26 protein-coding genes are annotated in these 26,747 nt (G+C 62.9%); 10 read left to right on the top strand and 16 right to left on the bottom strand.

Features of this window, described 5'->3' with window-relative positions:
- Positions 1–4: 4 nt before the first annotated feature.
- Positions 5–1,237 (top strand): glutaminase, encoded by a 1,233-nt coding sequence (locus ACIOU9_RS17155; RefSeq protein WP_402697684.1) that lies wholly within the window; start codon positions 5–7, stop codon positions 1,235–1,237.
- Positions 1,238–1,247: 10 nt separating this feature from the next.
- Here ACIOU9_RS17155 and ACIOU9_RS17150 read toward each other — a convergent pair whose 3' ends face one another.
- On the bottom strand, positions 1,248–3,134 hold the full coding sequence (locus tag ACIOU9_RS17150) for a glycerophosphodiester phosphodiesterase (RefSeq protein WP_105658943.1): 1,887 nt from the start codon (positions 3,132–3,134) through the stop codon (positions 1,248–1,250).
- Between the two features lie 178 nt (positions 3,135–3,312).
- Between ACIOU9_RS17150 and ACIOU9_RS17145 the strand changes: the two genes are divergently transcribed.
- Positions 3,313–3,573: a GlsB/YeaQ/YmgE family stress response membrane protein gene (locus ACIOU9_RS17145; RefSeq protein WP_105658942.1), complete on the top strand. Its 261-nt coding sequence runs from the start codon at positions 3,313–3,315 to the stop codon at positions 3,571–3,573.
- 88 nt (positions 3,574–3,661) lie between these two features.
- Here ACIOU9_RS17145 and ACIOU9_RS17140 read toward each other — a convergent pair whose 3' ends face one another.
- Both ACIOU9_RS17140 and ACIOU9_RS17135 read right to left on the bottom strand, forming a co-directional pair.
- Positions 3,662–3,961: a hypothetical protein gene (locus ACIOU9_RS17140; protein WP_105658941.1), complete on the bottom strand. Its 300-nt coding sequence runs from the start codon at positions 3,959–3,961 to the stop codon at positions 3,662–3,664.
- Between the two features lie 284 nt (positions 3,962–4,245).
- The gene (locus ACIOU9_RS17135; RefSeq protein WP_105658940.1) at positions 4,246–4,794 is read right to left on the bottom strand and encodes a MarR family winged helix-turn-helix transcriptional regulator; all 549 of its coding nucleotides are present in this window, start codon (positions 4,792–4,794) and stop codon (positions 4,246–4,248) included.
- Positions 4,795–5,001: 207 nt separating this feature from the next.
- Between ACIOU9_RS17135 and ACIOU9_RS17130 the strand changes: the two genes are divergently transcribed.
- Positions 5,002–5,445 carry a hypothetical protein gene (locus ACIOU9_RS17130; RefSeq protein WP_402697681.1) on the top strand — a complete coding sequence of 148 codons (444 nt, stop codon included), beginning with the start codon at positions 5,002–5,004 and terminating at the stop codon, positions 5,443–5,445.
- A gap of 135 nt (positions 5,446–5,580) precedes the next feature.
- A complete protein-coding gene (locus ACIOU9_RS17125; protein ID WP_105658938.1) occupies positions 5,581–6,063 on the top strand; it encodes a hypothetical protein in 483 nt (160 codons plus the stop codon).
- Between the two features lie 645 nt (positions 6,064–6,708).
- Here the strand turns inward: ACIOU9_RS17125 and ACIOU9_RS17120 are convergent.
- Together ACIOU9_RS17120 and ACIOU9_RS17115 are read right to left on the bottom strand one after the other, a co-directional pair.
- Complete coding sequence (locus ACIOU9_RS17120; protein ID WP_286134400.1) at positions 6,709–6,963, bottom strand: DUF3253 domain-containing protein; 255 nt, start codon at positions 6,961–6,963, stop codon at positions 6,709–6,711.
- Between the two features lie 556 nt (positions 6,964–7,519).
- On the bottom strand, positions 7,520–8,020 hold the full coding sequence (locus tag ACIOU9_RS17115; RefSeq protein ID WP_105658936.1) for a hypothetical protein: 501 nt from the start codon (positions 8,018–8,020) through the stop codon (positions 7,520–7,522).
- A gap of 281 nt (positions 8,021–8,301) precedes the next feature.
- On the opposite strand from ACIOU9_RS17115, the gene ACIOU9_RS17110 reads away from it, so the two are divergent.
- Positions 8,302–9,219, top strand: coding sequence for an LLM class flavin-dependent oxidoreductase (locus ACIOU9_RS17110; protein WP_105658935.1), 918 nt, complete (start codon positions 8,302–8,304; stop codon positions 9,217–9,219).
- Between the two features lie 234 nt (positions 9,220–9,453).
- Here the strand turns inward: ACIOU9_RS17110 and ACIOU9_RS17105 are convergent, their stop codons facing one another.
- A complete protein-coding gene (locus tag ACIOU9_RS17105) occupies positions 9,454–10,155 on the bottom strand; it encodes a FadR/GntR family transcriptional regulator (RefSeq protein ID WP_105658934.1) in 702 nt (233 codons plus the stop codon).
- 168 nt (positions 10,156–10,323) lie between these two features.
- On the opposite strand from ACIOU9_RS17105, the gene ACIOU9_RS17100 reads away from it, so the two are divergent.
- From ACIOU9_RS17100 to ACIOU9_RS17080, 5 genes are read left to right on the top strand one after another with little or no spacing between them, the layout of a single operon-like run.
- A complete protein-coding gene (locus ACIOU9_RS17100; protein WP_402697678.1) occupies positions 10,324–11,772 on the top strand; it encodes a four-carbon acid sugar kinase family protein in 1,449 nt (482 codons plus the stop codon).
- Positions 11,773–11,800: 28 nt separating this feature from the next.
- Positions 11,801–12,694, top strand: a complete 894-nt coding sequence (locus ACIOU9_RS17095; RefSeq protein WP_105662339.1) for an NAD(P)-dependent oxidoreductase — start codon at positions 11,801–11,803, stop codon at positions 12,692–12,694.
- 58 nt (positions 12,695–12,752) lie between these two features.
- A complete protein-coding gene (locus ACIOU9_RS17090) occupies positions 12,753–14,132 on the top strand; it encodes a GntP family transporter (RefSeq protein WP_402697676.1) in 1,380 nt (459 codons plus the stop codon).
- Between the two features lie 20 nt (positions 14,133–14,152).
- Entirely contained in the window at positions 14,153–14,980 is an 828-nt protein-coding gene (locus tag ACIOU9_RS17085) for a class II fructose-bisphosphate aldolase (RefSeq protein WP_402697674.1), read from the top strand.
- A gap of 1 nt (position 14,981) precedes the next feature.
- Positions 14,982–15,230 (top strand): hypothetical protein, encoded by a 249-nt coding sequence (locus tag ACIOU9_RS17080; protein ID WP_332499398.1) that lies wholly within the window; start codon positions 14,982–14,984, stop codon positions 15,228–15,230.
- 537 nt (positions 15,231–15,767) lie between these two features.
- Here the strand turns inward: ACIOU9_RS17080 and ACIOU9_RS17075 are convergent.
- The 10 genes from ACIOU9_RS17075 to purU all read right to left on the bottom strand — a co-directional run bounded on the left by ACIOU9_RS17075 (position 15,768) and on the right by purU (position 26,423).
- Positions 15,768–17,216 carry a PepSY-associated TM helix domain-containing protein gene (locus ACIOU9_RS17075; RefSeq protein ID WP_332499400.1) on the bottom strand — a complete coding sequence of 483 codons (1,449 nt, stop codon included), beginning with the start codon at positions 17,214–17,216 and terminating at the stop codon, positions 15,768–15,770.
- Between the two features lie 39 nt (positions 17,217–17,255).
- Complete coding sequence (locus ACIOU9_RS17070) at positions 17,256–18,296, bottom strand: Dyp-type peroxidase (RefSeq protein WP_402697671.1); 1,041 nt, start codon at positions 18,294–18,296, stop codon at positions 17,256–17,258.
- Positions 18,297–18,459: 163 nt separating this feature from the next.
- Positions 18,460–19,032, bottom strand: coding sequence for a copper chaperone PCu(A)C (locus tag ACIOU9_RS17065; protein WP_105662334.1), 573 nt, complete (start codon positions 19,030–19,032; stop codon positions 18,460–18,462).
- 398 nt (positions 19,033–19,430) lie between these two features.
- Entirely contained in the window at positions 19,431–20,339 is a 909-nt protein-coding gene (locus ACIOU9_RS17060; protein ID WP_146112962.1) for a hypothetical protein, read from the bottom strand.
- A gap of 238 nt (positions 20,340–20,577) precedes the next feature.
- A complete protein-coding gene (locus ACIOU9_RS17055) occupies positions 20,578–21,801 on the bottom strand; it encodes an amidohydrolase family protein (protein WP_332488093.1) in 1,224 nt (407 codons plus the stop codon).
- A 148-nt stretch (positions 21,802–21,949) separates the two neighbouring features.
- Positions 21,950–23,017 carry a M14 family zinc carboxypeptidase gene (locus ACIOU9_RS17050; protein WP_332488140.1) on the bottom strand — a complete coding sequence of 356 codons (1,068 nt, stop codon included), beginning with the start codon at positions 23,015–23,017 and terminating at the stop codon, positions 21,950–21,952.
- 78 nt (positions 23,018–23,095) lie between these two features.
- Complete coding sequence (locus ACIOU9_RS17045; RefSeq protein ID WP_332488091.1) at positions 23,096–23,590, bottom strand: hypothetical protein; 495 nt, start codon at positions 23,588–23,590, stop codon at positions 23,096–23,098.
- Complete coding sequence (locus ACIOU9_RS17040; protein ID WP_105658924.1) at positions 23,583–25,130, bottom strand: sodium/proline symporter; 1,548 nt, start codon at positions 25,128–25,130, stop codon at positions 23,583–23,585. The genes ACIOU9_RS17045 and ACIOU9_RS17040 overlap by 8 nt, the downstream gene beginning before the upstream one ends.
- Positions 25,127–25,255, bottom strand: a complete 129-nt coding sequence (locus ACIOU9_RS17035) for a hypothetical protein (RefSeq protein ID WP_286134668.1) — start codon at positions 25,253–25,255, stop codon at positions 25,127–25,129. Before ACIOU9_RS17035 ends, ACIOU9_RS17040 begins: the two co-directional genes overlap by 4 nt.
- 295 nt (positions 25,256–25,550) lie before the next feature.
- Positions 25,551–26,423, bottom strand: a complete 873-nt coding sequence (purU, locus tag ACIOU9_RS17030; protein ID WP_105658923.1) for a formyltetrahydrofolate deformylase — start codon at positions 26,421–26,423, stop codon at positions 25,551–25,553.
- Positions 26,424–26,747: the final 324 nt, after the last annotated feature.

Below are 26,747 nucleotides of genomic sequence, written 5' to 3'. Positions count from 1 at the left end.
CACCATGAAGAATCCGATTCCCGATTACCTCCACGAAGTGCTCGATGCGCTGCGCGACGACACCTCCGGGCAGCGCGCCGGCTACATTCCCGAACTGGCCGACGCCAATCCGGATTTCTTCGCCCTGGCCGTGACCACCGCCATGGGCAGCACCTACACCGCCGGGGATGCCGGGATCGAGTTCACCATCCAGTCCATTTCCAAGCCCTTCGCCTATGCGGCGGCCATCATGGACCGCGGGCTGGAGCATGTGCTGGAACATATCGGGGTGGAGCCTTCGGGCGAGGCCTTCAACGAGCTGTCGCTGGAGGATGGCACCAATCGGCCGAAGAACCCGATGATCAATGCCGGGGCCATCGCCGCCCACGGCCTGATGGTCGGCGCCGACGCCACCGGCGAGCAGCGCGTTGACCGGGCACTGGATTTGTTCTCCGCACTGGCCGGGCGCCGGCTGCGCATCGACGAAGCGGTCTTCAACTCGGAGCTGGGCACCGCGGACCACAACCTGTCCATGGCCCACATGCTGCGCAAGCACGGGATCATCGACGATGACCCGCATGAGGTGGTCACCGGCTACACCCGCCAGTGCTCCATCCTGGTCACCGTGGCGGATCTGTCGGCGATGGCCGCCACCTTGGCCAATGGCGGGGTGCAGCCGTGCACGCACGAGCGGATCATGGACGAGGCCACGGCCCGCCAGGTGATGTCGGTGATGGCGGTGGCCGGAATGTACGACGGGGCCGGCGACTGGCTGACCCGCGTCGGGATCCCCGCCAAGAGCGGGGTGGCCGGCGGGCTGGTGGGCGTGCTGCCGGACCAGGTGGGCATCGGCGCGTTCTCGCCGCGGCTGGATTCGCACGGCAACAGCCAGCGGGCGCGGCGGGCCTTCGAGCGGCTGTCCACGGACATGGGCATGCACCTGCTGGCCCCGAGCCATGGCCCGCTCGATGTCATCGACGTGCAGCGCGGCGGAACGCGCGAGACCTTCTCCCTGCAGGGCAACGTGCAATTCACCGCTGCTGCCGAACTGCTCGATATCATGTCCGAGTCGCGTTTCGACGGAGACGTGCATGTGGATATTTCCCGGGTCTTCTCCTTCACCGATGTGGCCCGGCGAATGACCTTGGAAGGGCTGCGCCGGCTGCGCAATGAAGGGCGTCGGGTGTTCTTGCATGATCCGCTGCAGTCGCTGGCAAATCCGGATTTGGGCGATGGCACCTATCCGGAGACGCCCTGAGCGCCGGAATCTAGCGGAAGATGTCCAGGTACGCCAGCGCGGAACCCACCCGGTACTCCGCGGCGGGGTTGTTGGCCACCAGGTAGCGGTCCCGGATGGCCAGTTCCACGTTGTCGGTGACGATGCCGTCCACGCCGAGGCCCAGCAGCTCGCGGATGGTGGACTCGTCATTAACGGTCCAGGCATACACCTCCCGGTCCAGCGCGTGGGCCTGCTCCAGGAATTCGCGGGTGAAGGAGGCCTGCTCCAGGGTGTAGAAATCGGCGTTCGCCTTCGGCAGCCCGCCCACGCTCATGGCAACGGTCAGCCCGACCCGCAGCTCGGGGCGCTGCGCCTTGATTTCCTTGACTGCCCGGGGGCTGAGCGAATGGTAGATGTTCTGCGTGGTGGTCCCGGTCGCGTCCAGCTGCGCCAGGAAGCGCTCCAGGTAGCCCTTGGATTCGTGGCCGGTGACCTTCAGCTCCACGAGCACCGGGATGCCCAGCTCATCGGCGTGCTCCAGGTACTCCTGCATGGTGGGGATGCGGTCGGCGAAGCCGCCTTCGCGCACGGTGACCTTCCGGACTTCGGCCAGGGTCATCTCGTGGATGTTCCGGTTCACCCCGGCGACCACCAGCAGGTTGGTATCGTGGCTGGCTACGAAATGCCCGTCCGCGGTTTCCTGGAAATCGGCCTCGACGATGTCGGCCTGATGCGTTGCCGCGGCTTCCAGGGCTCCCAAGGTGTTTTCCACCCCGCCCGCCGAGTAGCCGCGGTGGGCCAGGATCTGCGCGTCCCCGGCTCCCGTTGCGGTCTGCCCCAAGGCAGGGGATGCGGCAAAGCTCGCTGAAAGCACCAAGGCCGCGGCCGCGGTCCCGGCGGTGGCCTTCAGTGCGCGCGACTGCGCGCTGCGATGCCGCTGCGAGCGCTCCTGCAGGGTGACGGGCAGTGCCAGGTGCTCGCGGCTCAGGGCCACCACAATCTGGATCGCCACCACGGTCGCGGCTCCGATCAGCAGGAAACCGAGCGTGTGTCCCACGCCGATGCACAGGGTCGCCACCAGCGCGGAGTTCTGCACGCCGAGCAGGCTGGCGGCCAGATCCGAGGTCCATACCAGCGCCTCGACCAGCAGCGAGGCGCACAGGGCGCAGACTCCCAGCGGGATCCCGATCAGCAGCAGGTAGCGCAGGCTGTTGCGGTGCGTGGCCTTCAGGCTGGTGCCCAAGGCAGCCAGCGGCCGCTTGGGCCCGACAGCCAGCAGCGGCAAGGTGAGCACCAGGCGGAGGTTGGCGTAGATGATCGCCCCGATCATCAGCAGGTAGATCCCCGTGCTCAGCGGCGCCTTGAGGTACTCGCGGGTCACGAAGGGCGGGATCCCCACACCCTGGATCAGCACCGAAGACAGGCCCAAGCCGCCCAGCGGCAGGGCGAGGAAAAAGTACACCATCATCAGCGGCGAGGGGTAGGACAGCATCCGGCCAAGGCAGGCGGCGGTCTCGCGGCACTCGGCCCGCAGGTTGGGAGGCTTCCCGGATTGCTGGCGGTTGACCATCACGATCAGTGCTACGAACTGCACGCTCACCGCGCCCAGTGCCAGCACCGCGATGGCCAGCAGGAGCAGCACCGAGACCGGATGGGCCAGCAGCACGGTGTAGGTCCGGTCGGTGACGTTGTTCAGCTTGCTGATTTCCAGCGCCAGGCCGAAGAGGTACTTGATCGCAGGGATGACCAGCAAGCCATTAGCTGCCTGCAAGGTGGTGATCACCGCCAGGTAGCGGAAAACGCGCACGTGCCCAAGCTTCAACACGCGCAGCAGGAAACCGAGGATCTGCCTCAGGGCAGGCAGGCCGCGGCCCGAGGGCAGCGCAGCGGCAGGAAAGTTCTGCCTGTCCTTGCGCGATGAAATCCTTGGGTCCACTGCTTTGCTTTGCCTTCCCGCCCGCCGGGTACACCTCGGCGGCTCCTTGCAATTCTATCGCCGCCACGTGCCGTTCGCTGTGCGCCTGCTGGATGGCAGCTGCGGGTAGCTTGCTGGACAAGGGGCGAGTGTCACCGCCAACGGGCAAGACCCAATACGAACTAGTCGAGAAGAACCCATGGATATTTTAAGTTGGATCGTTTTGGGACTGATCGCCGGTGCTATTGCCAAGGCCATCAAACCCGGAGAGCAGGGCGGCGGATGGCTCGCTACTTTGCTGCTGGGCAACGTCGGCGCAATCGTAGGTGGCCGGATCGGCTCAGCAGTCTTCGGCGAAGGCGTGGACCAGTTCTGGTCCCTGTCCAGCTGGCTCCTGGCCATCGGCGGGTCGCTGATCGTATTGGTGATTTGGGGATTGTTCACGCGCAAGCGTGCCTAACTGCACCTGCAAAGCAACGGTCCACCACGGAATAGTGGTGGACCGTTGCCGTATGAGGAAGTGCCTCTCGCATGCCTGCGCCGGATGCTCACTGGCGAGAATCGGATTCAAAGTCCCGATCCCGAGCCGAATCAACCTCGGGGCCAGTGTCCGCTTCCTTGGTGGAAGACTCGCTCTGTTCGAGCTCGTCAGTACTGTGCTCGTGAATCGTCTCGCGTAGACCCTCGACTTCCTGGGCCCGTCCTTCCCAGTAGGCCGGCTCTAAGCCGAAGCCATTAGTCGCTTCTTCGGCCATCTTCTTGAAACCATCTCGATGGTCCTCCAGAGCGTTATTCAGATCCTCGAACTCAGCATGACTGACACTTACATCAACGTGCTTTCGTGGCATTTGCATCATCCTAACTTGTTAGAAAGGCTAAATACTTTCTGGTTTCGTCTAACTTACGCGTCCAAGTTGCCTGCGACAGCTACCACAAGGTTTTCCTCAGAAACCTGTCTTCAAAAACACAGGAACTAGGCCCCTCGCGCGTCAGACGATCACTCAACTGGAGCACGTGGAGAATCAAAATCACTGAAGGAAACTAAACGGGCTACTATCCCTTGGTCGGTCTGCTAACTAAGGTATCGGTCAGATCTTCCAGCGTGGATAAAGCGGTGCTATGCGCTCTGCACCTACCGGGAAGACGCGGTGCTCTCCGCCATCTGAGATTTCCCCCTGGAAGGCTGGCTTGGCTCGTCCTCGATCTCGACGCTGCGGATCATGGCCTTCAGGAACTTGGCAACCGCAACCCTCTCGGCCTCGGAGAGCGTGGATACGGCATCCATCATCTGCTCATGCATCCGATGCAGCGTTCCTCGAACGTCCGTATCACTGTAGTCAGTGGGCACAATTCCCACAGACCGCCGATCTGCAGGATGCACAATACGCTCGGCATACCCATCGCGGCATAACCGGTCGATCAATACCGACACCGAGGCATTGGAGATCCCCAGTTCCTCAGCAAAATCCCGCTGGCGGGGAACCAACCCCTTACGGTGCGCAGCGAGCAGGAAGCGCAGCGCCGACATATCGGTCTCATTCATTCCCATCGAACCGCGGGTCGCAGCTCGCATCTTGCGCTCCGCCTCACGGTACTTGCGCATCAGATTCAGCAAATCCACCGCTTCGGGCACCGAACGGCCCTCGCCGTACCAATACCCACTGGCTTGATACCTACTCATGAAAACTCCTTCCGCCGGATGCGAACGCCATGCCCGCAACCCCTGGGGTTCCAATACCCTTCTTCGCGAGGTCCAGCTTGCTCAACACAGAAAAAATCATGTAACCTATCTAATAGTTAGCTTGTCTAAAGATATTCTACTACGAAACAGCTATCAGTACCGGAGTGAAAGATGAAAGAATCCTTAGCAGTTCCCGTAGAAACAACGATGCATGACACCAATTCGTGGACCACGCGAATCCACAAGATCGCCGCCTTCGCCTCTGAAGAGTGTCGGAGCCGGGACGCGGTGCATTCAGCAATATGCACCATTACCGGGTCCCCGGAGCAGCTGGTCGTGAATTTGGCCTGCACCGCGAAGAGTGAACGGGACGTATCCTCGCTGATGCAATATGTCAACGACACCCTCATGCCGCAGATGGAGACAGCGCTCGGTGTCCGATTCGAGGTGAAGAATCTGCAGTTCGCCGTCGCCGGCAAGGAGAGCCTGCTCGCAGCACCAGAGCACGCGCCCGAAGCTGGACTCCCAGCACATTGGCTCGATCAGCCTTCCGCCGCACCTTCGCTGGCCCCCACCACTGGTTTAGGGTTCGAACCTACCAGTTTGGGAAGTGAATCAGATGGATCCCATGCAGATTTGAGCATGGCCTAGGATCTGCAGCACCCGCCGCACGCCAAGAGCGGCACCACCAAAACGACGGGACCTTTCCGAAGCGCATCTCACTGCGGAGAATTACGTCCACATCGATATTTTTCATGAGCAGTGCACGAAAGGGAAGTATCTAAAATGCCAGGTCGAATCGCACGAACCCGAACCGCAGTCAGAGTCGCTGATTTTCTCGCCACCCGTGAAGGCAAGTCCCACCTGTCCGACTACGGCTGGGCGCAGGGAATGCCGATCGTCATGACGCAGCCTGCCGAATCGCTCAACGATGCCATGGGCATGGCATCAATCCATGGCCGTGCAGTGCTGGTGGCCATGCTCGATCCGCAAACCGAAGAACTGCACATGATGCATGTCACCGTCCCCCAAGCAGCACTGAAAGTCACCAGGGCCTGCGCTGATCGACTCACCATGGAAGAGTTCTTCGAACGCCTGGCGACCGAGCTCATTGCCGAGTTCCGTGTGAAATTCTGGAAGAACACTGCCGTCGCCCACAAGATCCCAGCCTGCCCCGCTATGCAGTCGCGAACCACCTCACCGGCTCGATATCCTCTCCCGGAACGCTGCCACGCAGAAGCGCCCGTCGCGGCGGGCGCCAGCCAGTAAGCCCTTCAGCCCAGCGGTCCTGGCTCATTCTCATGGCTGGTCAATACCCATGTTGGGTTGGACCGCTAATGGGCCAGAACCGGGCTTCTTCTGGGGGCTAGTTGTTGGCCTTGGTCCTCTATCCAGGGTTGCGGATACCAGGATCCAGAACAGCCACTAAGCCACAACAAAGTGCACAAAGCGTGATGGCATTACCCATGAAGCGATGATGCTCCCCTTTCGTAGCCTTCGAACCGGGATCTTCTGCCTGCCAGTTCCCTTTCAATGACGCCTTTTCGTGAAAATCATTAAGAAATGCTCACCATCAGCACGTAAAGTTACCTGGGACGCAGCGTCCACTTCAGTCGACTGCTTCCTTTCGTTGGAACTTCGGCAGTTAAACATTTAAGGACGGATTCCAGGAGCTCAGCGAAAAAGTTCATCCCCAACCGAGTTATGCTCGATATTGACCGCGAAGACGACAGCTACTGCCTCTTTAAAGCGCTCCAGCATTACGGTCGATAGCTTAGCGACCACAGCCGGCTCATGGTCACCGAGCACGGCGTCTAGAGGGTCGGCTCCTTGCCCGAAGCACTCCCTCTTCACCGGGCATGAAGACCTCGGTGCCAGCATATTCTCGGTTCTTCCCCTAGAGATCGGGCAATTTTATTCGCCTGGGTGTCGGCGTCTAATCCGAATTGGCCCTTTGACACCGTCAGCTTCCACGGGCTCGCCATTTTGAGTTGCAACGACTTCACCTTGCACGGCCAATGCCGCGGCAATCTGGCGCACTTGTCCCATGTACTTACGCCACCCTTCGTCCGGCCCGCCCACTATGCGTGCAACATCACTCGGGCAGATTGACGTGTTTGCCCTATGGCTCAGCAAGCTGCGAATGGTCGCGCGGATTCGCTCTCCCATTGAATCCGATTCCGGCTCCTCCCACCACGGCTGTCCACGTTCGCCCAGTGCGAGCTTGGCATTATTCACACGCTTGCTAGCGCCGATTTCGCCTTGCTTGACTGCCCGGCGGGCTGACATCAGCTCGTTGACCAGCTCTTGTCGTAATTTCGCAGGGATCGAGGGATCACTGGCTCTCCACCGCCGCCCCTTGATTATCAGGTAGCGCCCGTCGGTGGTGGTTTGTACTGGCTTCTCTGAAGGTGCCATCCTATACCCCATCTCCATTCAAAGTCCGACTCCCGAAGCGCACCGTCGTGCTGATCGCATCATATGGCGAATGAGTCAACTACTAGAGAATTTGCTTTCTATAAATCGTCGAAAATTAACTTGATGAAGGGCAATTGCATTCGCGGACTGCCGCAGGGTTACAGCTGTTTGATAGCTGCAGGGCTTCGCATTTTATCTTCGTGGCTAGTGCCAGATAGGCGCTGGCACTCCCCCCGATCTCTGGGGATGCTCACTTGGTTTCGGAGCACGCCAACTACTCATCAAATGCTTCCGATACCCGCTCCGATCATGGTTTGGCTGATGCCGGGTTCAATTTTTCCCCGAAGGCAGGGGTCGTTACGGCGCATTCCACGCGTTCGCCGGGCTTGCCGGTTTGCGCCGCGATCTCCTTTACCCCGTCGAGCAGGATCCGGCAGGTGGCGGTGCTGCCTGCGGCAGGCGTAGCCGCGATGGCTGCATCCTTTTCGGCCGTGATGACGCTCTGCGCAGTCCAGATTGATTCGCTGTTCTTGCCAGCACCGCTGGTCGTGGCCACCGCTTGCTCGGTCACTTCGGCCGAGTCTTCGCCGCGGCTGGGCGAGTCCAGGTAGGACACATCACTCAGCGCATCGGCGGCTTCCCCGCTCACGGTGATCTCGTAGGTCACCGCCCAGGCATCCGCAGTCGATTTGTCGAAGCTTTCAATGGCGCCGCATCCAGTCAGGCCCATACCGAGGACAAGCGCTGCGGAACTGGCCGCCAGCCAGGTCGAAGTGCGGTTGGATGCTGAACGCGAAGTGCCGTGCATGGGATTCCTTTTCTCAGGTGGACGCAGCTGCTGCTTTCTCTACGTGTCAACACTAGTTCCGCGCGCCGGCGATGTCCTCCCGACCGGGAATGATATCCGTTGCCCCGCCTCCCCCCTCAGGGTGGAGGCAAGGATCGCCAGCGCTCCCCTGCTTGCCGCGTCTTGGATGCCCCGCTGCCCTGCGCAACGCGGTAAGCTCACTGACTGGACCCTCGCCGTTGAAAGGACATGATCATGCAGCTGCAGCTTGCCCCGGAGAATCGCAAAGCAGGCCTGCCTGCATGAGGCTTTCCATACTTGACCAGGTCCCGCTCACCGAGCATGCCCCCACCGCAGGCCAGGCCTTGTCCAGCGGCCTGCAATTGGCTCAGGATGCGGAAGCGCTGGGCTACCACCGCATCTGGTTTGCCGAGCACCACCACTCGAAATCCTTCGCCAGTGCCGCCCCGGAAATGATGACCGCGCTGGCTTTGGAACGCACGGAGACCATTCGGGTCGGCACCGGTGCCATCTTGCTGCCGTACTACCAGGCGCAGAAGGTCTCCGAAGCCATGGGCCTGCTGGCCGCCGTGCACCCGGACCGGGTGGACATCGGCGTGGGCCGCGCTGCACTCTCGGACCCGCATTACGCGCAGAAGATTGCCGCCCTGGTGCATGATTCGGACGCCGTCCACGAGCCCTCGGATACCGAACCGGCAGGCCGCGTCTGGGTACTGGGCGCTGGCGGTTCCACCGCGCCCTTGCCTGGAATGCTCGGGGCGGGCTACGTCCATGGGCACTTCCTGCGCCCTGCTGGCGGCGAGCCTGCCACCCGGGCCTACCGCGAGGCCTCGGCCAATGCGGGGCACGCCGCCCACACCGTGCTGGCCGTTCGCTTTGCCACCGCCTCAACCGAAGAGAAGGCGCAGGCCCTGGCCAACGCGCTCTTGCTCTGGCGCGTGCGCAAGGACCTCGGCCACGATGGACCGATCCCCTCGACGGCAACGGCGGAGAGCCACCCGTGGAATACGCAGGAACTGGCCCGTGCCGAGGAGCGCAGCAAGGCGCTGATCGTAGGCACCCCGGACCAGGTCCGCGACCGGCTGCTGGCCTTGGCAGAAGAGCACAGCGCCGATGAGTTGATGCTCAATACCTTGGTCTGCGACCCGGCAGACCGGTTGGATGCCTATCGCCTGCTCGCCGAGAGTTTCAACGCCTGATCTCGGATTCTGCGTCATTGCTGTGCATCCCGGTCAGCTGTTCATGGCCCAGCACGCAGGGATGCACCCCGTATCCCGGGATCCCGCGTTCCTGCCAGGGTGCCGAGCCTCTGCCTGCTTCGCCTAGCGCCTTGAACAGAGGATTCTCCTAATTGGCCGGCTCGGCGACACGGACAGCTCCACCTTCAACTCGCTTGCCCGTTCCGCGGCGCCAAACGAAAACTGGCTGGGTTGCTATCGATTGAGCACGAAAGTGTTCAGGTCATCGAGGGTCTGCTGCATGTGGTTGTCCATTGCCTGGCGGGCTTGGGAGCTGTCGTGCCGCTGAAGCGCAACCAGGATGTGCTCATGCTCGGCGATGGCGTGCTGCTGGATCTGCGCGAAGGCGCTGGTCTCACGCCGCCGTGAGGAGAGCACTCGGCCCAGCGGCTCGTAGAGCGCCGAAACGAAAACATTGCCCGAGGCCCGCAGGATCACGTCGTGGAATTCCAGGTCCGCTTCGACAAAGCCGTCCAGATCGGCGGCCGCGTGTGCTGCGCGCATGGCTTCTAGCAGTTCGCCCATTGCTGCCAGCTGCTCCTCGGTGATCCGCGAGGCGGCCAGCTCGCAGGCGCCGGTCTCCAGCATGCGGCGCAACTCGATCAGCTGCACGGCGGCCGCGGCCGCCCCCACGCCGGCGGTTGTGGCGCGTACTACCGCCTCCAGCGAGTTCCACATGTTGACCGGATTCACATAGGTCCCGCGGCCCCGTTCGACGCGGATGATGTTCTGCGCCGCGAGTGTCTTGATCGCTTCGCGCACCGTCATCCGGCTGACTTCCAGGGTCTCGCAGAGTTCCAGCTCGCCAGGAATCAACTCGTCAACCGACAGTTCACCGCTGACTATGCGGTCCAAGACGCTGTCGGCGACCTCTACGACCAATGACTTCCGGGCCATGCTTCCTCCATCCCCGGGACAATTCATCCCGCCAAAGACCTGTCCAGTCTATGTCCCGCAGGCAGTTGCGGCTGACCGCGATCCATGTAACACTAATCGTCATGACAGATGTCTGACATCTTACCTATGATGCAGAGACGTTGCCCAATGACAAAGGAGTCCTTGACCATGCTTGAGTCCGAGTTGCTCGCCGGATACCTCCCGGAGCGCGAGATCGCGCCCTCGAAAATCGCCGAGGCCGCGCGCTCCACCGGCAGCGTGCTGGTGGTCCTGGATGACGACCCGACCGGAACCCAATCGGTCAGCAACCTTCCGGTGCTCACCAGCTGGGACGTCGAGGACTTCCGCTGGGCCTTCGCCCTGCAGCTGGATGGCGAACGCCCGCTGGCCGTCTACGTGCTCACCAACACCCGCTCCCTGGACGCCGCCGACGCCGCACTGCGCAATGAGCAGGTGGCCCGGGCCGCCCTGCAGGCAGCAGCGGAAACCGGCCTGTCGGTATCCTTTGTCAGCCGCAGCGACTCCACCCTGCGCGGGCATTTCCCGCTGGAAACCGACACTCTGGCCGCCACCGTGGCCGCCGTGGATCCGGATTCCTCGGTGGATGCCGTGCTGATGGTTCCTGCTTTCGGCGAAGCCGGGCGGATCACCGTGGCCGGCGAGCATTACATGCGCACCATCGATGGCCAGGTCGCCAAGGTCAGCGAGACTGAGTTCGCCAAAGACGCCACCTTCGGATTCAGCACCAGCTATCTGCCGGACTACGTCGCCGAGAAGACTGCCGGGCGCATCGCGGCCAACGACGTGATGGTCCTGGACTTGGACACCATCCGTTCCGGCGCTTCCTCCATCGCCACCCGCCTGGCCGAAGCTTCCAACGCACAGGTCGCCACCGCGGATATCGTCACGGAAAACGACCTGCTGGCCTTGTCCGAGGGCCTGCAGCAGGCCGAAGCGGCCGGAACCCGCGTGCTGTGCCGCGTGGGCCCGCCCTTCGTGCGTGCCCGCATCGGCCAGCAGCAGCGCCAGCCATTGTCCGCCGAGGAGATCTACGCGGGCAACGGCGCCGAGCGGCGCACCGCCGGCGGGCTGATCGTGGTGGGCTCCCACGTGGGCGTGACCACCCGCCAGCTGGCCGACCTGACCGGCCGGCACTCGAATGCCACGGTGATCGAGCTGGACGTCCCGGAAATCCTAGCCGACGGCTCCGAGGCCTACCTGAAGGGCAAGGCCGCGCAGATCAGCGCCGCCCTGGCCACCCAGGATGTCATCGTGCACACCTCGCGCAAGCTGGTGAAAACCGATGACGCGGCGCAGTCGCTGGAGATCGCCCGCACCGTGAGCGCTGCGGTGGTTTCGGTCGTCAACCTGATCCTGCACGCTACTCCCCCGCGCTTCGTGATCGCCAAGGGCGGGATCACCTCCTCGGATGTCGCCGCCCATGGCCTGGAAATCCGCCATGCCATCGTGCGCGGGCCGATGCTCCCGGGCATTGTCTCGCTCTGGGAATCGGTGGACGGACCTGCCGCCGGCATCCCCTACATCGTCTTCGCCGGCAACGTGGGCGACGACAGCTCGCTGACCGCCGTCACCGCCAAGCTGAGCGCCACTTTCTAACCATCTTTACAATTTCCTGGAGATCCCAATGAGCACTACCAAAGTTGCAGTCCTCGGCCTGGGCGCCATGGGCCTGCCCATGGCAACCCGCCTGGCCACCAAGCTGGAAGTCAACGGATTCGACATCTCGGCCGAACGCATGGCCCTGGCCAGCCAGTCGGGCATCACTACCTACGCTTCCGCCCGCGAAGCGGTCACCGGCGCTGATGCACTGCTGCTGGCAGTACGCAACGGCGAGCAGCTGGATGCCGTGCTCTTCGGCGAGCAGGGCGTGGCCGGGCAGCTCAAAGCCGGCGCAGTGGTCATCCTGACCTCCACCGTTGGCCTGGAAGCAGTGCCCGCCACCGCCAAGCGCCTGGCCGAACTGGGCTTGGGCCTGGTGGACGCGCCGCTCTCCGGCGGCCCGGTGCGCGCAGGCGAAGGCGACCTGCTGATCGTGGTCGGAGCCGAGCCGGCTCAGCTGGAGAAGGTCCGCCCGGTGCTGGAGCTGCTGGCCTCCACCCTGAGCATCGTGGGCGACAAGCCCGGCGATGGCCAGGCCCTGAAGACGGTGAACCAGCTGCTGTGCGGCGTGCACATCGCCGCGGCCGCGGAGGCCCTGGCCCTGGCGGACAAGCTCGGCCTGGACCAGGCCACCACCCTGGAAGCGCTGCAGGCCGGCGCCGCGAACTCCTTCATGCTCGGCAACCGCGGCCCTCGCATGCTCGAGGCCTACTCCGAGGATGGTGCCGAAGTGCTCTCGCGCCTGGACATCTTCGTCAAGGACATGGGCATCGTGACCTCCGCGGCCCGCTCCCTGCACCTGTCCACCCCGGTGGCCTCGGCGGCCGAACAGCTCTACCTGCTGGGCGAAGCCCACGAGCTGGCCGCGGCCGACGATTCCGCTGTCATCAAGGTCGTAGCCCCGAAGGCTGCCCAGTAAAGTCATCAGCGCGCGAGTTCGACACCCGCGCACCGCGTCAAAGGAGACGACACAACCCATGAGCCCGCTAATGCTGCTACTGATCGCAGTGGCCGGAGTGGCCCTGCTGCTGCTCGGCGTCATCAAGTTCAAGATGCCCGCCTTCATTGTCCTGCTGCTGGTCAGCATGCTCGTGGCCCTGGCCGCGGGCATCCCCATCCAGGAGGTGGCCGGCCTGGTCACCGAGGGCATGGGCGGCACGCTGGGCAGCGTCGCCGTGCTGGTGGGCCTGGGCGCCATGCTCGGCAAGGTCATCGAGATCTCCGGCGGAGCCCAAGTGCTTTCCACCCGCTTCACCGCACTCTTCGGCCCGCGCCGGGTGATCGCCGCGCTGACCACCGCGGCCTTCCTGCTGGCCATTCCGGTGTTCTTCGACGTGGGCTTCATCGTCCTGGTGCCGATCATCTACGGCTTCGCCAAGGCCCTGGGGGTCCCGCCGGTGAAGATCGGCCTGCCGGTGGGCGCAATCATGCTGGCCATCCACGTTGTGGTTCCGCCGCATCCGGGTGTGGTCGGCGGCGCAGAGATCCTCGGCGCCGATATCGGCTGGGCCACCATCCTGGGACTGGCGTTCTGCGCCCCGCTGGGCGTCTTGAGCTACTTCGTGGCCAAGCGCATCAACCGCCGCGAGATCCCGATGCTTCCCGAAACCGCCGAGCAGTTCGAATCCTTCGGCGCTTCCGGAACCGGCACCGCCCTGGCCAAGACCAAGGCCCCGACCTCGTCCATGGTCATTTCCATGATCCTGCTGCCGATCGTGATGATCATGCTCGGCACCGTGGGCGGTTCCCTGGTGGCCGCTGAATCCACTGCGGCCAACATCCTGGGCTTTGTCGGATCCCCTGCTGTCGCGCTGCTGGTCACCGTGCTGGTTTCCTACTACCTGCTGGGCGTGCGCAGCGGCTGGACCAGCGAGCAGACCGGCAAGGTCATGGACTCCGCTCTGGCCCCGGCGGCCATCGTGATCCTGGTGACCGGCGCCGGCGGCGTGTTCGGCAAGGTGCTCACCGAATCGGGCATCGGCACCGTGCTGGCGCAGTCCCTGGCTGCGGCCGGCCTGCCGATCATCGTGATGGCCTTCATCCTGGCCGCCATCCTTCGCGCCTCGCAGGGCTCTGCAACGGTCGCAATTATCACCACCACCGGCCTGCTGGCCGCAGCCGTGGAAGCCGGCGATTTCTCCACCGTGCAGACGGTGCTGATCCTGGTCGCTGTGGGCTTCGGCGCCTTCGGCCTGAGCCACGTGAACGACTCGGGCTTCTGGATTGTCACCCGCTTCCTGGGCCTGTCCGTGGCCGAGGGCCTGCGCACCTGGACCGTGCTGACCACGGTGCTGGGCGTGGCCGGGTTCGCGCTCACCGCCATTACCTACGCCATCATCACCGCTGCAGGAGTGTAATCATCCCGATGCTCACCCCCATGAACCAGATGGCCGCCCAGGCCATTGCCGCAGGGCACGCCGTCCCCGCCTTCACCTGCTACGACTTCACCACCGCGCTGGCCGTGGTCGCCGAGGCCGAAGCCCAGGACCGCGCGGTCATCCTGAATGTCGCGCCGAAGGCCGCCAGCTCCACCGCGGGCCTGCGGCTGATCTCCGCCCTGCGCACCCTGGGCGAGCAGGCCGCCGTTCCGGTAGCCATCCAGCTGGACCACGCCAGCGACGCGCAGCTGATCGTGCGGGCGGTGCAAGCCGGCGCCACCGCGGTGCTGGCCGACGGCTCGGCCGGGACGCTGGAGGAGAATACCGCCTTCGTCCAGCAGGTTCGTTCGCTGATCGGCCCTGAGGTGGTGCTGGAAGCCGAGCTGGGTGCCCTGCCGGGCAACGAGGACAAGGCCTTTGAGCAGAGCGCCTCCCAGCTGACCGATCCGGCGCAGGTGGCCCGATTCGTCCAGGACAGCGGCGCGCAGCTGCTGGCCGTGGCCATCGGCAATGTCCATGGCCGGTACAAGGGCGAACCGAAAATCCACTGGGATGTGCTTGAAGCCATCCACGCCGAATCAACGGTGCCGCTGGTGCTGCACGGGGCTTCGGGCATTGCGCCTGCGGACCTCTCGCGGTCCATTTCCTTCGGGGTGGGCAAGGTCAATTTGAACACCGAGCTGCGCACCGCGACGCTGGCCGCACTGGCTGGGCAGCTGGAAGGCCGCCGTTCCGATGGTCAGAACGTGCTGGGCTTGCTCGGCGACTGGGAGCGCGCGGTCACCGAGGTCGTTTCGGCGACGTTCGTCGCGCTGCGCGCCACATAGCTTGCTGCCTTCGAAGGCCGCGGCGCAGGGACTTTCAGGTTCCGGCACCGCGGCCTTCGGCTTATCCGGCGGCGGAAGTGCCGTCACGAACCTCGCGCAGAAGGCACTGGCCTTGCCCGGATCGCTTGCCCTGCATAATATCAGCGTCAGCCAGGACTACCTGGTCGATATCATTGTCGCCAACAGCAGCGAGCTGCAGACCCAGATCATCGACAAGCGGCCGCCTCGGCCACAGATGGCACACTGTTGAAGTGAGCTGATCCTCGGCGAGCTCTGGGCAGCTTCGCTGCACCCGCGTTAGCGCTAACTCGCAATCATGTGAGTTCCCCCGAACAAATATGCCGAGGCAGCCCCTTCGTCTGTCACCGAGCGCTTTTGCAGCATTCACTTGGAATGTGTTGCCTGCGCAGTGATGGAAAAATTGCAATCCATAGTGGACATCGTAATTTTCATTCGCGATTTCGGACAAAACCGTAGCGCGACTGCTCGCTTTTCCTCTCCCCACAAGACAATTCCACTGCTCCTGGCATGCCTGTCCCGGTGGCCAGATCCTTGGCGCCCCTCAAGCCGAGGCCCATGATGTGCTTGATCTGCCGAATTCCGGCCGGACCTTCGTCGTCCCTTCCGAACTCGCCGCTGGCACGAAGCCAGCTTCGTGATCCGGCATCGCAAATGGCCTCCCTGGGCGCGCACTTTACAGTGCATCAAGATCGCTCAGTCAAGGAGGGGCAGTGATCCGCGTGCAACGCACACAGAACACTGCACAAACACCACTGAGGCCAGCTTGCTACTCTGTGGCCGGGCGTTGGCTCCTAGCTCCATGAGTCCAGCCAATGACCAAGTCTGCGAGCAGGAACAGGGCCAGGCTGATCCCCATCAGGGGCAGGAAGACGCCGACGGCAGCTGCAGCCAGCAAGACCAGCAGGTTGCCCCACCACGGGGCGCGGGCTAGGCCGCCACGTGCAGGTGCTTTGCCCACGCGTTGTCCCAGGTTCTTCGTTGGGCGGCGCTTCCACCACATCGCATAGCCCAGCACCACCATGGAGGCGATGGCAGAGGCCACCAGGAACAGCAGGATCTGGTTGGACAGTCCGAACATGGAGCCCATATGGATGTCGATTCCCCATCGCGAGAGTTTCGCTGCGAGGTTGAATTCGCTGAAATCAACGCGGTCAACGACGTCCAGTGTTTGCCCATTGATGGAGACAGCGTCAACTTCGGTCGGGTAGGACCGCTGGATCTCTTGGACCACCCACGCCTTGCCGTCAGCGGCTGGCGGCTTGATCTCAACCAGTCCAGTATTGACATTGACTTCCTTGGCGATCGAGAGCATGGTGTCGAATGCCGCCGGGTTCACCGATTCGCCGGTTGGCGCGGGCGCTGCCCCGTGGTGGTGGGCGTGTTCATCACCTGCGCTGCTCTCCGCGGCAGACAGTTCAGTGTCCACCGAGGGGGTTCCCCAGTTCAGCGCGGCGCGGAGCTCACTGACGTTGGCGCCACCGTAGGTCGACCAGGTGATGCCGGTGGCGGAGAGGAAGAATGCGCCGAGCAAGACCCAGATCCCAAGCGATCCATGCCAGCTGGCCAGGCGCCGGTAGCCCGTTGCCTTGGCAGCGGGGCGGATGAGGTCTTTTTTGCGCTTGGTTTTCCTGATGCGCAGAATCCACAAGGCAAATCCTGCCAGGGCGATCACTCCCAGCCAGGAGGCTGCCAGTTCGCTATACATGCGCCCTGGCTCGCCGAGCTGCAGGTTGCGGTGCAAGTGGTCGATCCACGTTCGCAGGGGCAGCACTCCGCTGGTTCCGTAGGCGGTCAAGTCACCGCGGATTTCAGCGGTGGCCGGGTCGATGAAAATAGCCCTGGTTTCGCTGGCTCCCAGGTTCTCATCCGCATACATCACCCGAGTGGTATCACCGGGGTGTGGTGCCGGTCGAACCGCCACCAGCGCATCACCGCTGCCCATGTAGGTGTTAGCCACCTCTACTTGATCGGCCAGCGGCAAATAGGCGTCGGCTAGCGGCGCGCGCAACTGATCTGCATAGACAGCCTGTTCGATTTGCGGAGTAATTGCATATAAGGCGCCGCTCACGGCGGCGACAAGGATAAACGGGCCGATGAAGATTCCCGCATAGAAGTGCAGCCGTAGCAGCAGCTGGCCGAACCATCCTTTTCTGTTGGGCTTCGAAATCCCGGTCGGCGGCTGGGATTCGGGGGTCGTGGTTTCCAGAAGAGTCATGAGGGATCCTTGGTGGCAAAGCAGGACGAGTATCGGCGGCTAAGCTGCGAAGAGAGTTTCACCGATGAACCCTCCTTCCGCGCAGCCCTGCGGAATCAGGAAGACGGCCGAGCCGATGGGAGTCGTCCACTGGTTCAGCGCATCGAGGTCCGATAGCCGTTGCTGCATCGGGGTGTATTGTTCGGCCACGCTCTTTTGGTAGGACACGAAGATCAGCCCGGAGTTGGAGATCTCGCTCCCGGTAGGCGGCTCGTCGTAGTTATATCCGCGCCGGAAGATCCGCTCGTTCGTGTTCTTGGAACGGGCTCTGCGGATGTGCGCGTGCGCGGCGATGACCGTGAATCCCAGGGCATTGGTCGCTTCGAAATCCGGCTCATCGTGTTCCTTGCTTCCAGTGGTCGGCGCCCCGTTGCCCAGGGTCCGCCCGACACTGAATTCCCGGCCAGAACGGTCCAGCTCATCCCAGGTATCAACATTCATTCGGATGCGCCGGATGACCATCGTGGTGCTCCCATCCGCGTTCCACACCACGGAGTTGAAATCCTCCGAACCTGGAACGGGGTTCACGGTTCCGTCGACTTGTCCGAACAAATTCCGCATCGTGGTGCCGCTGGCTTCGGATCCCCGGGACCGGCGGAACCCGGATTGCACCCATTTCACGGAGGCGAACCGGCGGGCATCCTTGAGCATCATCCGCTGGGCATGCGCAACGGATAATGGATCATCCGAGGCGATATGCAGCAGCAGATCCCCATCGTTCCAGCGCTCTTCGAGCTCGTCGATCTTGAACTCCGGCAGCGGCTGGCTTTCGCCGGCCGAGGAGCCGGCGAGTTCCATGAGCTTCGGACCGAATCCGAAGGTCACCGTGAGCCGTGCGGGAACAGTGCCCAGTTCCGGTTCGGTGTCTGCCAAGGCCGCCTGGCCTTGGGTGAGCCTTGCCGCGTCATCGCTGAGCAGACGGAGCAGGCGTTGCAGGGACTCGTGGTCAAGGCCATCACGCAAGTTCAACGCGACGTAGCTGGCGTGGGCTTGTGGCTCCGTGGTGATTCCTGCCTGGTGTGAGCCGTAGAACGGAATCACGGCTTGTCCGTGCAGCGGCTCCGAGCCGCCGGCCGGCGCTGCGGGACTGGACAGGGAGTCGATCCCCAGAGCTACGATCGCTCCCAGTCCGGCTGCGGCGCGCCGCCGAACAGAATTCCTCGCCTGCTTGGTCCTTGTTTGGCGGGTGCGTCTACGTGTGGCATTAGTGATCGTGGGCGCTTTCGGATTCGGAGTCGTCCTTGTCCATCTCGCCGTGATCCATGCCCTCGTGCTCGGAGCCGTCATAGTTTTCATTCGCGCCGGCGAAATCCTTCACCGGGGCGATGGTCTCGGAGCTGGTGCCATCGGAGAATTCCAGGCTCATGTTCACGGTGCTGCCGGGCTTGAGCGGTTCGGCGAGGTCCATGAGCATAATGTGGCTTCCCCCTGGTTCAAGATGCAGTTCGCCGTGGGCGGGGATGGTGAATCCGCCAGTTTTTTCACGCATCACCATGGCCCCGGATTCGTTGGCTACCGTTTCATGCAGTTCCAGATCACTGGAGGCCGGGCTCGTGACCGAGGTGATGGTGATGTCCTGGCCTCCGGTGTTTCGAATCGTGCCGAATCCCGCCGACATCCCCTCATCGATAGCCTTCACCCAAGGATCTTTCATGGTGACAGTGGCGCCAGCCGGAGCCGGGTTGCTGTTGGCAGCAGGGGTGCCGGCACAACCTGCTAAGGCGATCAATGCGGCTGCGGATAGGGCGGTGGTGCGCAGGGCAAAAGAGGTTTTCACTGTTAATCCTAGGAAAATGAGGGAAGCACGAATAGCGCGCTCTGAATTATTGCTGCTGTGGTGCCTGCAACCACCGAGGCATGGTGCCGGTGGGCAGGACGCATGGTGCTGGGCACAGCAGAGGAGAAAATAGCCCTGATCGGATAGGGCTTGCGAAGGTGAGGTGCGAAGCTGGGTCGGTTGGCCGCTGAAGTTCTAGCCGGAGCGCGCAATGGAGTCCGGACAGGCAATGCCGATAAACGAACTCAGAAGGATAGGTTCACCGGCATGCTTTCAAGCAAGCCAGTGCGCACGAGCATGGAAACTTGTCCCGGGATGGGGCATGTCAGGGCCCGATTCCGGGGCCTTTGAAAGCAAGAGCGGAAAAGCAGCAGGCCAAATGGACTGCAACTGTTGCCTTACACCTTTGCCAGTGCGGGTGGGCCTCTGCGAACGACAGACGTTGCATACACAGCCACTGTGCAGCCAGGGATATCGCGCGGTGCGGCAGGAACTGGTTGCGGTCGCACTGGTTGAACGGCGAAGTTGACCAGTCGCCAGAAGAGTTTCCAGGTGAACAGGCTAATGATGTCTGAAGCGGCGATGAGTAGCTGCTCGCTACGGTGAAGCACCAGAACTGTTGCGAACCCAGCAAGGAAGTGAGCAAGCAGCATGGTGCCATCGCCGTGAATTGCCATGGCGGTACTTGCCGAGCCGGTCGCATCGACCGCCAGGGACATCCCATGATGTGCGTGGATGCCTTGCCCTGCGGATGAAAGAGCGGAATGCCCGGCTCCCATGGAGAACAGGAGATGGAAAAGCACCTGGCTGAACCCCACCATGATGGACAACCGCCAGAAGGTGAACCGCTTGCTGCTGAGCAAGATGCAGACCATGAGCGACAGAGACAGCGGGAGAGCGACGTTCAGGATGTCCGGTATGGCTCCGCCCGCAAGCACGTGGGAAGCCAGAGAAACAAACGTCGCGAAGAACGCGGCGGCGGTGCCTCTGAGAGCACGTGATGAGCGGGAGGTCTTTTGCACACCACCAGTATTACAGATCGGTGACTGTATTTCGACAACGTGTAAAACTGAAGGCGGGATCGTTTGGCCATTCAATGCCGGGCGGTTACGTGGATCGCCTCGGGTTTCATGGTGCTTTCCACTGGGTAAATGGATAGCGGGCCCAATCTGCGCACCGGAAAGCAAGATCCGCGCAGCGCCATGGCGCTGAGGAATGCCCACGCCGCTCCCCGCTGCATGCGTCAATCGGCGGTGGACATTGGCAAGGTAGCCCTGCATCGCTGGGTTCTCCCTGTCCAGATCCATGCTGGAGGCCTCAGGGCGAATTCGCCGCCGATGAGCTCACCGGGACCAAAGTTCGGAGGAGAATTGGGAGCGGCTCGAGATCCCGGCCAGGCTGCAGCGCAGCCAGTTCCGCGTCCTATCGAAGCCCGCCGTGGACTCTCTGGTGCGTTCCGCAATATTGAATGCACTGGTGCACTGTTGGAATGCAACTACGCTGTTGAGTTGCGCCGACAAGTTCCACGCGAACACCTGCTCGATTTCAGTAGGGCTCGCTTACCGAGAGCACTTTCAACCCCTCGGCCACCACCCGCCCGTCGTGGATGACGGTGCGGTCGGTGCCCCGGTCCATCACGGTGGAGGCAATGCTCTCGCCATCCACCAGCACCAGATCGGCCCGGTCCCCCACGGCCACCCCTGGGCGGTCGGCCACCGAAACCAGGCGCGGCACCGAGCGGTCCATGATCGAGGCACCGCCCATGGTGGCCACGGCCAGCGCATGCCCGATCAGTTCGTCCTGGCGGAACCCGTTGACGAAAGCCAACTGCCAGGTCCGGTCCAGCAGATCGCAGTTCCCGTAGGGGCTCCAGTAGTCGCGCTGCCCGTCCTCCCCCAGGCCGAATCGCACCCCGGCTCCAACCAGGTCCACCAGCGGCAGATGATTGGAGGTGCTGGGCGCAACGGAGGTCAGCGAGATGTCCAGCTCGGCGAAGGTGTCGATCAGCCGGCGGCTGGCAGCCTCGCTGACACTGCCCAGCTCGTAGGCATGGGACAGGTTGACCCTGCCCTGCATGCCCAGCGCCCGGGTGCGTTCGGCAATCAGCTCTGCCGAGAAGACGGCGAGCGCACCGGGCTCATGCAGGTGCACGTCGATATCCACCTGGTATTTATCGGCCAGCCCGAACACCACGTCGAGGTGGCGGACCGGGTCGCGGTCCAGTGCGCAGGGGTCGATGCCGCCCATGGCATCCGCACCGGCTTCCAGCGCATCCTCGAGATGCTTGACGGTACCCGGCTCGCGCAGGATCCCTGCCTGCGGGAAGACCATGATCTGCACCTCGGCCTCGTTGGCGAACTTCTTTTTCGCGGCCACCACGGCCTCGTATTTCTCCAGCTTGGAATCCACATCCACCTGGGCGAAGGAACGCACCCGCGTGGTGCCGCGGGCAATCATCCGTTCCAGGGTTCCGGCCACGCGCTCGGGCAAGCTGATTTCGGCATCCCGCCAGTTCTCCCGGTCATTGCTCATCATGCCCCACACCCCCGGGCGTCCAGTGTGCTCGCGGAAAGGCAGGCCGATGCGCGTGGAATCCAGATGCACATGCACGTCGGAGAAGGAGGGGAGAAGGATGCGCCCGCGGCCATCGACGTCCGCCAGGTTGCGCACCTGCTGCGGGTCGTGCACGGAGATCGCTGAAATCTTGCCGTCGCCAATCAGGATGTCGCTGGGCGGACCGCCCCAGGGGCGGGCATTGCGGATGAGCATGGTTCAGCTTCCTTGCCGGTATGGACAGTGCTAGTAGAAACGTACCGCATGCGCCCCTAGGGCCAGCAGCGCTTCGGGCCGAGCGCGGTTCTCCTGCTCCAGGCAGGACAATGGCGGGCCCTAGCGGGCCCGCCATCAATTTCATTGGCTATTCGTCAGCCTCTTCTCCGGGCAACGTCGACTGCTCCGGCAGGCTGTCCCAGAACGAGGTGTCCATGGTTTCCACGGAGCCATCGGCTACCGCCTTGATGGTGCTCTCCAGGGTCAGGATGGTCTGCTGGCGCAAGTAGCCATTGGATTTCTGTCCCAGGACATAATCCGGGTTGCTGTGATCGCTCATGCCGCGCATTTCGAAGAGCAAGGTGGAAATGCCGTATTCGGCCGCGATGCCATTGCGCGCAATGGTGTTGGCGGTCCCGCCCACGTACTTGCCCAAGTGGCCCCAGCCGGTCCGGTCGACATTCTGGTAGACCACTGCGCCCAGGCGCTTGGAACCCTCGCGGACTTCCTCAGGCACGTCCGGGGTCGTCGGGTAGAGGATCGAGCCGGACACCAGCTTGCCGTCCACCGCCGAGCGGGTGCCCTGATGGTGCAGATCGATCATGTAGTCGATGCCGTAGGCGGAGAGCACATTGTTGTGCAGCGCCTGGATTTCCGGCTGGGTCTTGGCCACGTGGTCCCGGTTGATGTCCACGTTGTTGGCGTTGTAACGGGTCAGGTGCCGGTCCCCCGAGGCGATGTAGTCATCGAGCGGGAAGTCCACATCGCCCATGGCGCCATCCGGGTTCAGCATCGGCACCACCAGGATGTTGACGTCCTTGAGCACCTCCTTCATCCGCCCCGAGCCCAGGTGCTTGATCACTTCCAGGGTCCCCTCGGTGGTCAGCTGCTCGTTGCCGTGCTGCTGGGTGAGGAACATGATCGTGGGATTTTCCGGGTTAGAAAGGTACTTGGCCAGGAACAGATCGCGTCCCTTGGCGGATTGGCCGATGACTTCCAGTTCCATCGCCGATTGCTTGGCATCCTGCTTGCGCAGTTCGGCGGCCATCGACTCGTGCGTATGCAGGATCGAGGTGTTGATGGTTTCATTTCCGGCGTAGTCCGGCCCGTTGCCTACGGCATTGGCCGGGACAAGCCCCAAGCCGAGGAACAGTGCCGAGCCGGCAACGATGCAGGAGCCCTTCTTCAGCAACTGAGCGGGGAACTGCTTTGGCATATTCTTCATTGAATCTCCGATGTCTTCCTGTGATGGGATGGATCTTGGTCATTGCGCCGTCCTCCGGCGTTTCCAGTCTCAGCTGCCGATGATGAAGTAGCCGCCGTTCAGTCCGTCCACCATGACGCGGTAGGACTTTTTCTCCAGGCTCGCTTCGATCATCCAGTTGGGTTTCCAGACCTTTGCGACACTGCTCTTTTCCCGGACCCCGCCGCGCCAGGCCAGCCGGGCCCGGCGCAGCGCCGCGGTGGACAGCAGGGCCTTGGCCCGCCGGCGTGCGGTGTCGAAATCGATGGTGTTCCACTGCGGATCAGCCACCCGGTCCAGCACTTGGCCGGTTTCCGCATCTTCGGCTTGCCACGGATCGCAGACGAAGGCCTTGCCCGAGTAGTAGTCCACCAAGGCGTGCGCCTGCCCTGACCGCCCGGCCAGCTGCGGCACCTCGAAGATGAACCCCGCAAAGGGATGATGGCGCAGCTTGGCCGACTCGACTCTCAGCCCTGGCGCCTTGGCGGCAAGGATGCGTTGCGCGTCCTGGTCATCGACCAAGGTTTTCAGCACCAGTTCATTCACCGCGGGCCGCCATTTCCGCCTGGCTGGCCAGCAGTGCATCCTGGCCCATGAGCATCTTCTTCGGGATCGGGCCGATCTTCGCAGTCTCATCCAGGGCACGGCCAATATGCTCCGGCACGGGATGCGACTTCTGGCTGGCCAGGCTGCCGATGACCATGGCCGCGGTGGAGGCCAGGATGCCGGTGACCATCGGATCAATGCCGGTGGCATCCGGCGCGCCGGACACCTGCCAGAGCACCGAGACCAGTGTGCCGGCGGCCATCGAGGAGATCGCGCCAACGGTATTGGCCTTCTTCCACCACACCGCGCAGATATAGGAAGGGACAAAGGCGCTGCCCAGCACGGTCGTTGAGAAGATCACCACGGCGGCCACCGCGGGAGGATCAAAAGCGGCAATGCCATAGCCGATGATGGCCAGGGCCAGCACGGTGATCCGCGAGACCCAGACCATCTGCGCATCGCTCATCTTCTTGTTGATGAACCGGGCGTAGATGTCCTGGCTGGCGATGGTGCCGGCCTGCAGCAGCAGGGCATCGGCGGTGGACATGATGGCTGCCATGATCGCTGCCATGACGATGCCCACGGCGAAGGTCGGCAGCACCGCGTCGGCGACCTCGAAGATCGCGGTTTCCGGGTTGGCCAGGTTGGGCAGCAGGATCAGCGCGAACAGGCCCACCAGGTAGGGGCCGGGGATGAACAGCAGGTTGAATACCAATGAGTAGACCCCTGCGGTACGTGCCACCGAAGGCTTCTTCATGGCCATGTGGCTGACCACCACGTGCGGCCAGCCCATGTAGCCGATGGAGAAGACCAGCAGCGCACCGAGAATGACTCCCCACTGTCCCTGGTAGCCCAGGTCCGCTCCCCACATAGTCAGCAGGTTGGGGTTGATCCCGCCCACAGTCTCATTGCCCTTGGTGAAACCGCCCACGGCCATCAGCGTGGCAACCAGGATCCAGACCATGCCGACCACCATGATGATGGCCTGCACGAAGTCGGTGTAGGCCACAGCCAGGTAGCCGCCCAGGAAGGTATAGAGGACAATCACGCCGATGGCGATCGCCAAGGCCACCGGGAAGGACACCCCGGAGACCATTTCCAATCCGCGGCCGCCGGCGATGAACTGGGCCAGCACGTAGAAGAACATGCAGAACAGCGCCACGGGAGCGGCGATGAGCCGGATCCACTTCGAGGGATAGCGGTGCTCCAGATACTCGATGGAGGTGATGGACCCCAGGATCTGGGATAGCTTGCGCATGCGCCGGCCCAGGACCGAGAGGTTCAGGATGCCGCCGCCCAGGTCGCCCAGCGCGTACCACATGCTGAAATAGCCTTGGGTGTAGCCCATGGATCCGGCACCCATGAACATGTAGCCGGACATGGAAGAACTCTGCAGCCGCAGCGCGGTGACACCGGGGCCGAGGCTGCGTCCGCCGAGCAGGAACCCTTCGGCATCTTGCTTGCCTCGCTTCATCGCCCAGAAGCCGATGGCGGCCATGGCGATGAAATAGATGACCAGGAACAGGATTTCGATGCTCACTGCTGCTCCTTCGCATCCTCGCGCTTCCAGCCGCGGCTGAGCCACAGGAAAACAGCTGTGTAGATCACCCAGAGGGCCGGAACCCCGATGATGACCATGGTCGTGAACGCCGGTAGTCCAAACATCGACACATTCCTTCTGGGGGCCGCTGGTTCTTATTTCATGAGCTGGGTCACAAGCACCCGCTTGATCCATAGCCTTGCATAGCCCCAGTGGCCAAGACAAGGATAATTCCTAGGTTAACTTGGGAAAACTTCCGTGCCCCTGCATTCGACCGCACTGTCTTCCCGGCCTTTGCGCCTCCGGTCGAGCGCCTCCGGGCCCAAACGGCGGGCAACAGCAAAGGCCCCGGCCGGGTTCGGCGGGCATCGTCATATGATGTCCGTCGAATCCCCGCCGGGGCCTTTGGCCCGGAGGGTGCTAGCGCAGCACCACAGTGCGCGAGCCGCTGAGGAAGACCCGGTCTTCGCAGTGCCAGCGCACCGCATCGGACAGGGCCTTGCACTCGGTATCGCGTCCAGCGGCCACCAAGTGCTCGGGCGCGTAGCTGTGGTCCACTTCCTGGACGCGCTGGGTGATGATCGGCCCCTCGTCCAACTCCGAATTCACGTAGTGCGCCGTGGCGCCCACGGTCTTCACACCGCGCTCGAAGGCCTGGTGGTAGGGCTTGGCCCCCTTGAAGGAGGGCAGGAACGAATGGTGGATGTTGATGGCCCGGCCGGTGAGCTTGCGGGTGAGATCATCGGATAGCACCTGCATGTAGCGGGCCAGCACCACCAGATCCACCTCGAAGCGCTCCACCAGGTCCATCAGCTTGGACTCCGCCTCGGGCTTGGTCTCAGGGGTGACAGGAATATGGAAGAACGGGATCCCATTCCACTCGACCTGCTGCCGGTGATCCGGGTGGTTGGAGACAACGGCAGCGATTTCCACCGGCAGCTCCCCCATCCGGGCGCGGAACAGCAGGTCATGCAGGCAATGGCCGAACTTGGAGACCATCACCACCACGCGCTTCTTGTTTCCGGCCGGGCGCAAACCCCAGGTGGCCTGGTGCTCATCGGCGAGCTGGCCGAGGCCCGACTCGAGTTCGGCGATCTCAGCGGGGATATCCTCCGCCGCGGCGACCTCGAATTCGATGCGCATGAAGAGCGTCCCGGAAAGCTGGTCGTCATGCTGCTTGAGCTCCCGGATGTCGCCATGGTGCTTGAGCAGCAACCCGGTGACCGCATGCACGATGCCCGGGCGCTCGGCGCAGGTGAGGGTCAGGACATACTTGTTGTTCGGTTCGGTCATCGTGCCGCTCCTTGGTTTCGCCGAGATGGCATTAGCTTAGCCATGGCTCGTAGTGGTTTTTCGGGGGATTTTCATGCGGTTGCACCTGGCTTTCGCGCAGTGCTCTGCGCCGCGGATTCAAAGCCGTCCGGCCTGAGTTTTCCCAGCGGAACTGCGCGCCGCCCCTGCCTTCGGAAGCAGCTGCGGGCAGATTCGCCAACCTCTGGCCGGATACTGATATATCAATTGATGATCACAATACTATGTGTGCTTCAGCACAGCGTCAACAACTTTTCCGGCGGTTCTTCCTGGCGCCTTTCCCAGCGCTTCCAGAGCGGTTTTCCG

The sequence above is a fragment of the Glutamicibacter sp. NPDC087583 genome (assembly GCF_044743685.1).
Taxonomy (GTDB): domain Bacteria; phylum Actinomycetota; class Actinomycetes; order Actinomycetales; family Micrococcaceae; genus Glutamicibacter.
Note: the sequence above shows the minus strand (reverse complement) of the source record. Positions and strands in the feature narration are given on the sequence as shown.

Excerpts from the sequence above, each read along its gene's own strand:
- ACIOU9_RS17145 (WP_105658942.1), top strand. The coding sequence starts at position 3,313 with ATGGATATTTTAAGTTGGATCGTTTTGGGACTGATCGCCGGTGCTATT.
- ACIOU9_RS17055 (WP_332488093.1), bottom strand. The coding sequence starts at position 21,801 with ATGCTCATCCGCAATGCCCGCCCCTGGGGCGGTCCGCCCAGCGACATC.
- ACIOU9_RS17035 (WP_286134668.1), bottom strand. The coding sequence starts at position 25,255 with ATGTTTGGACTACCGGCGTTCACGACCATGGTCATCATCGGGGTTCCG.
- ACIOU9_RS17075 (WP_332499400.1), bottom strand. The coding sequence starts at position 17,216 with ATGACTCTTCTGGAAACCACGACCCCCGAATCCCAGCCGCCGACCGGG.
- ACIOU9_RS17155 (WP_402697684.1), top strand. The coding sequence starts at position 5 with ATGAAGAATCCGATTCCCGATTACCTCCACGAAGTGCTCGATGCGCTG.
- ACIOU9_RS17110 (WP_105658935.1), top strand. The coding sequence starts at position 8,302 with ATGAGGCTTTCCATACTTGACCAGGTCCCGCTCACCGAGCATGCCCCC.
- ACIOU9_RS17105 (WP_105658934.1), bottom strand. The coding sequence starts at position 10,155 with ATGGCCCGGAAGTCATTGGTCGTAGAGGTCGCCGACAGCGTCTTGGAC.
- ACIOU9_RS17130 (WP_402697681.1), top strand. The coding sequence starts at position 5,002 with ATGCATGACACCAATTCGTGGACCACGCGAATCCACAAGATCGCCGCC.
- ACIOU9_RS17050 (WP_332488140.1), bottom strand. The coding sequence starts at position 23,017 with ATGCCAAAGCAGTTCCCCGCTCAGTTGCTGAAGAAGGGCTCCTGCATC.
- ACIOU9_RS17090 (WP_402697676.1), top strand. The coding sequence starts at position 12,753 with ATGAGCCCGCTAATGCTGCTACTGATCGCAGTGGCCGGAGTGGCCCTG.
- ACIOU9_RS17100 (WP_402697678.1), top strand. The coding sequence starts at position 10,324 with ATGCTTGAGTCCGAGTTGCTCGCCGGATACCTCCCGGAGCGCGAGATC.
- ACIOU9_RS17095 (WP_105662339.1), top strand. The coding sequence starts at position 11,801 with ATGAGCACTACCAAAGTTGCAGTCCTCGGCCTGGGCGCCATGGGCCTG.
- ACIOU9_RS17125 (WP_105658938.1), top strand. The coding sequence starts at position 5,581 with ATGCCAGGTCGAATCGCACGAACCCGAACCGCAGTCAGAGTCGCTGAT.
- ACIOU9_RS17085 (WP_402697674.1), top strand. The coding sequence starts at position 14,153 with ATGAACCAGATGGCCGCCCAGGCCATTGCCGCAGGGCACGCCGTCCCC.
- purU (WP_105658923.1), bottom strand. The coding sequence starts at position 26,423 with ATGACCGAACCGAACAACAAGTATGTCCTGACCCTCACCTGCGCCGAG.
- ACIOU9_RS17060 (WP_146112962.1), bottom strand. The coding sequence starts at position 20,339 with ATGGATCTGGACAGGGAGAACCCAGCGATGCAGGGCTACCTTGCCAAT.
- ACIOU9_RS17115 (WP_105658936.1), bottom strand. The coding sequence starts at position 8,020 with ATGCACGGCACTTCGCGTTCAGCATCCAACCGCACTTCGACCTGGCTG.
- ACIOU9_RS17120 (WP_286134400.1), bottom strand. The coding sequence starts at position 6,963 with ATGGGAGAGCGAATCCGCGCGACCATTCGCAGCTTGCTGAGCCATAGG.
- ACIOU9_RS17135 (WP_105658940.1), bottom strand. The coding sequence starts at position 4,794 with ATGAGTAGGTATCAAGCCAGTGGGTATTGGTACGGCGAGGGCCGTTCG.
- ACIOU9_RS17140 (WP_105658941.1), bottom strand. The coding sequence starts at position 3,961 with ATGCCACGAAAGCACGTTGATGTAAGTGTCAGTCATGCTGAGTTCGAG.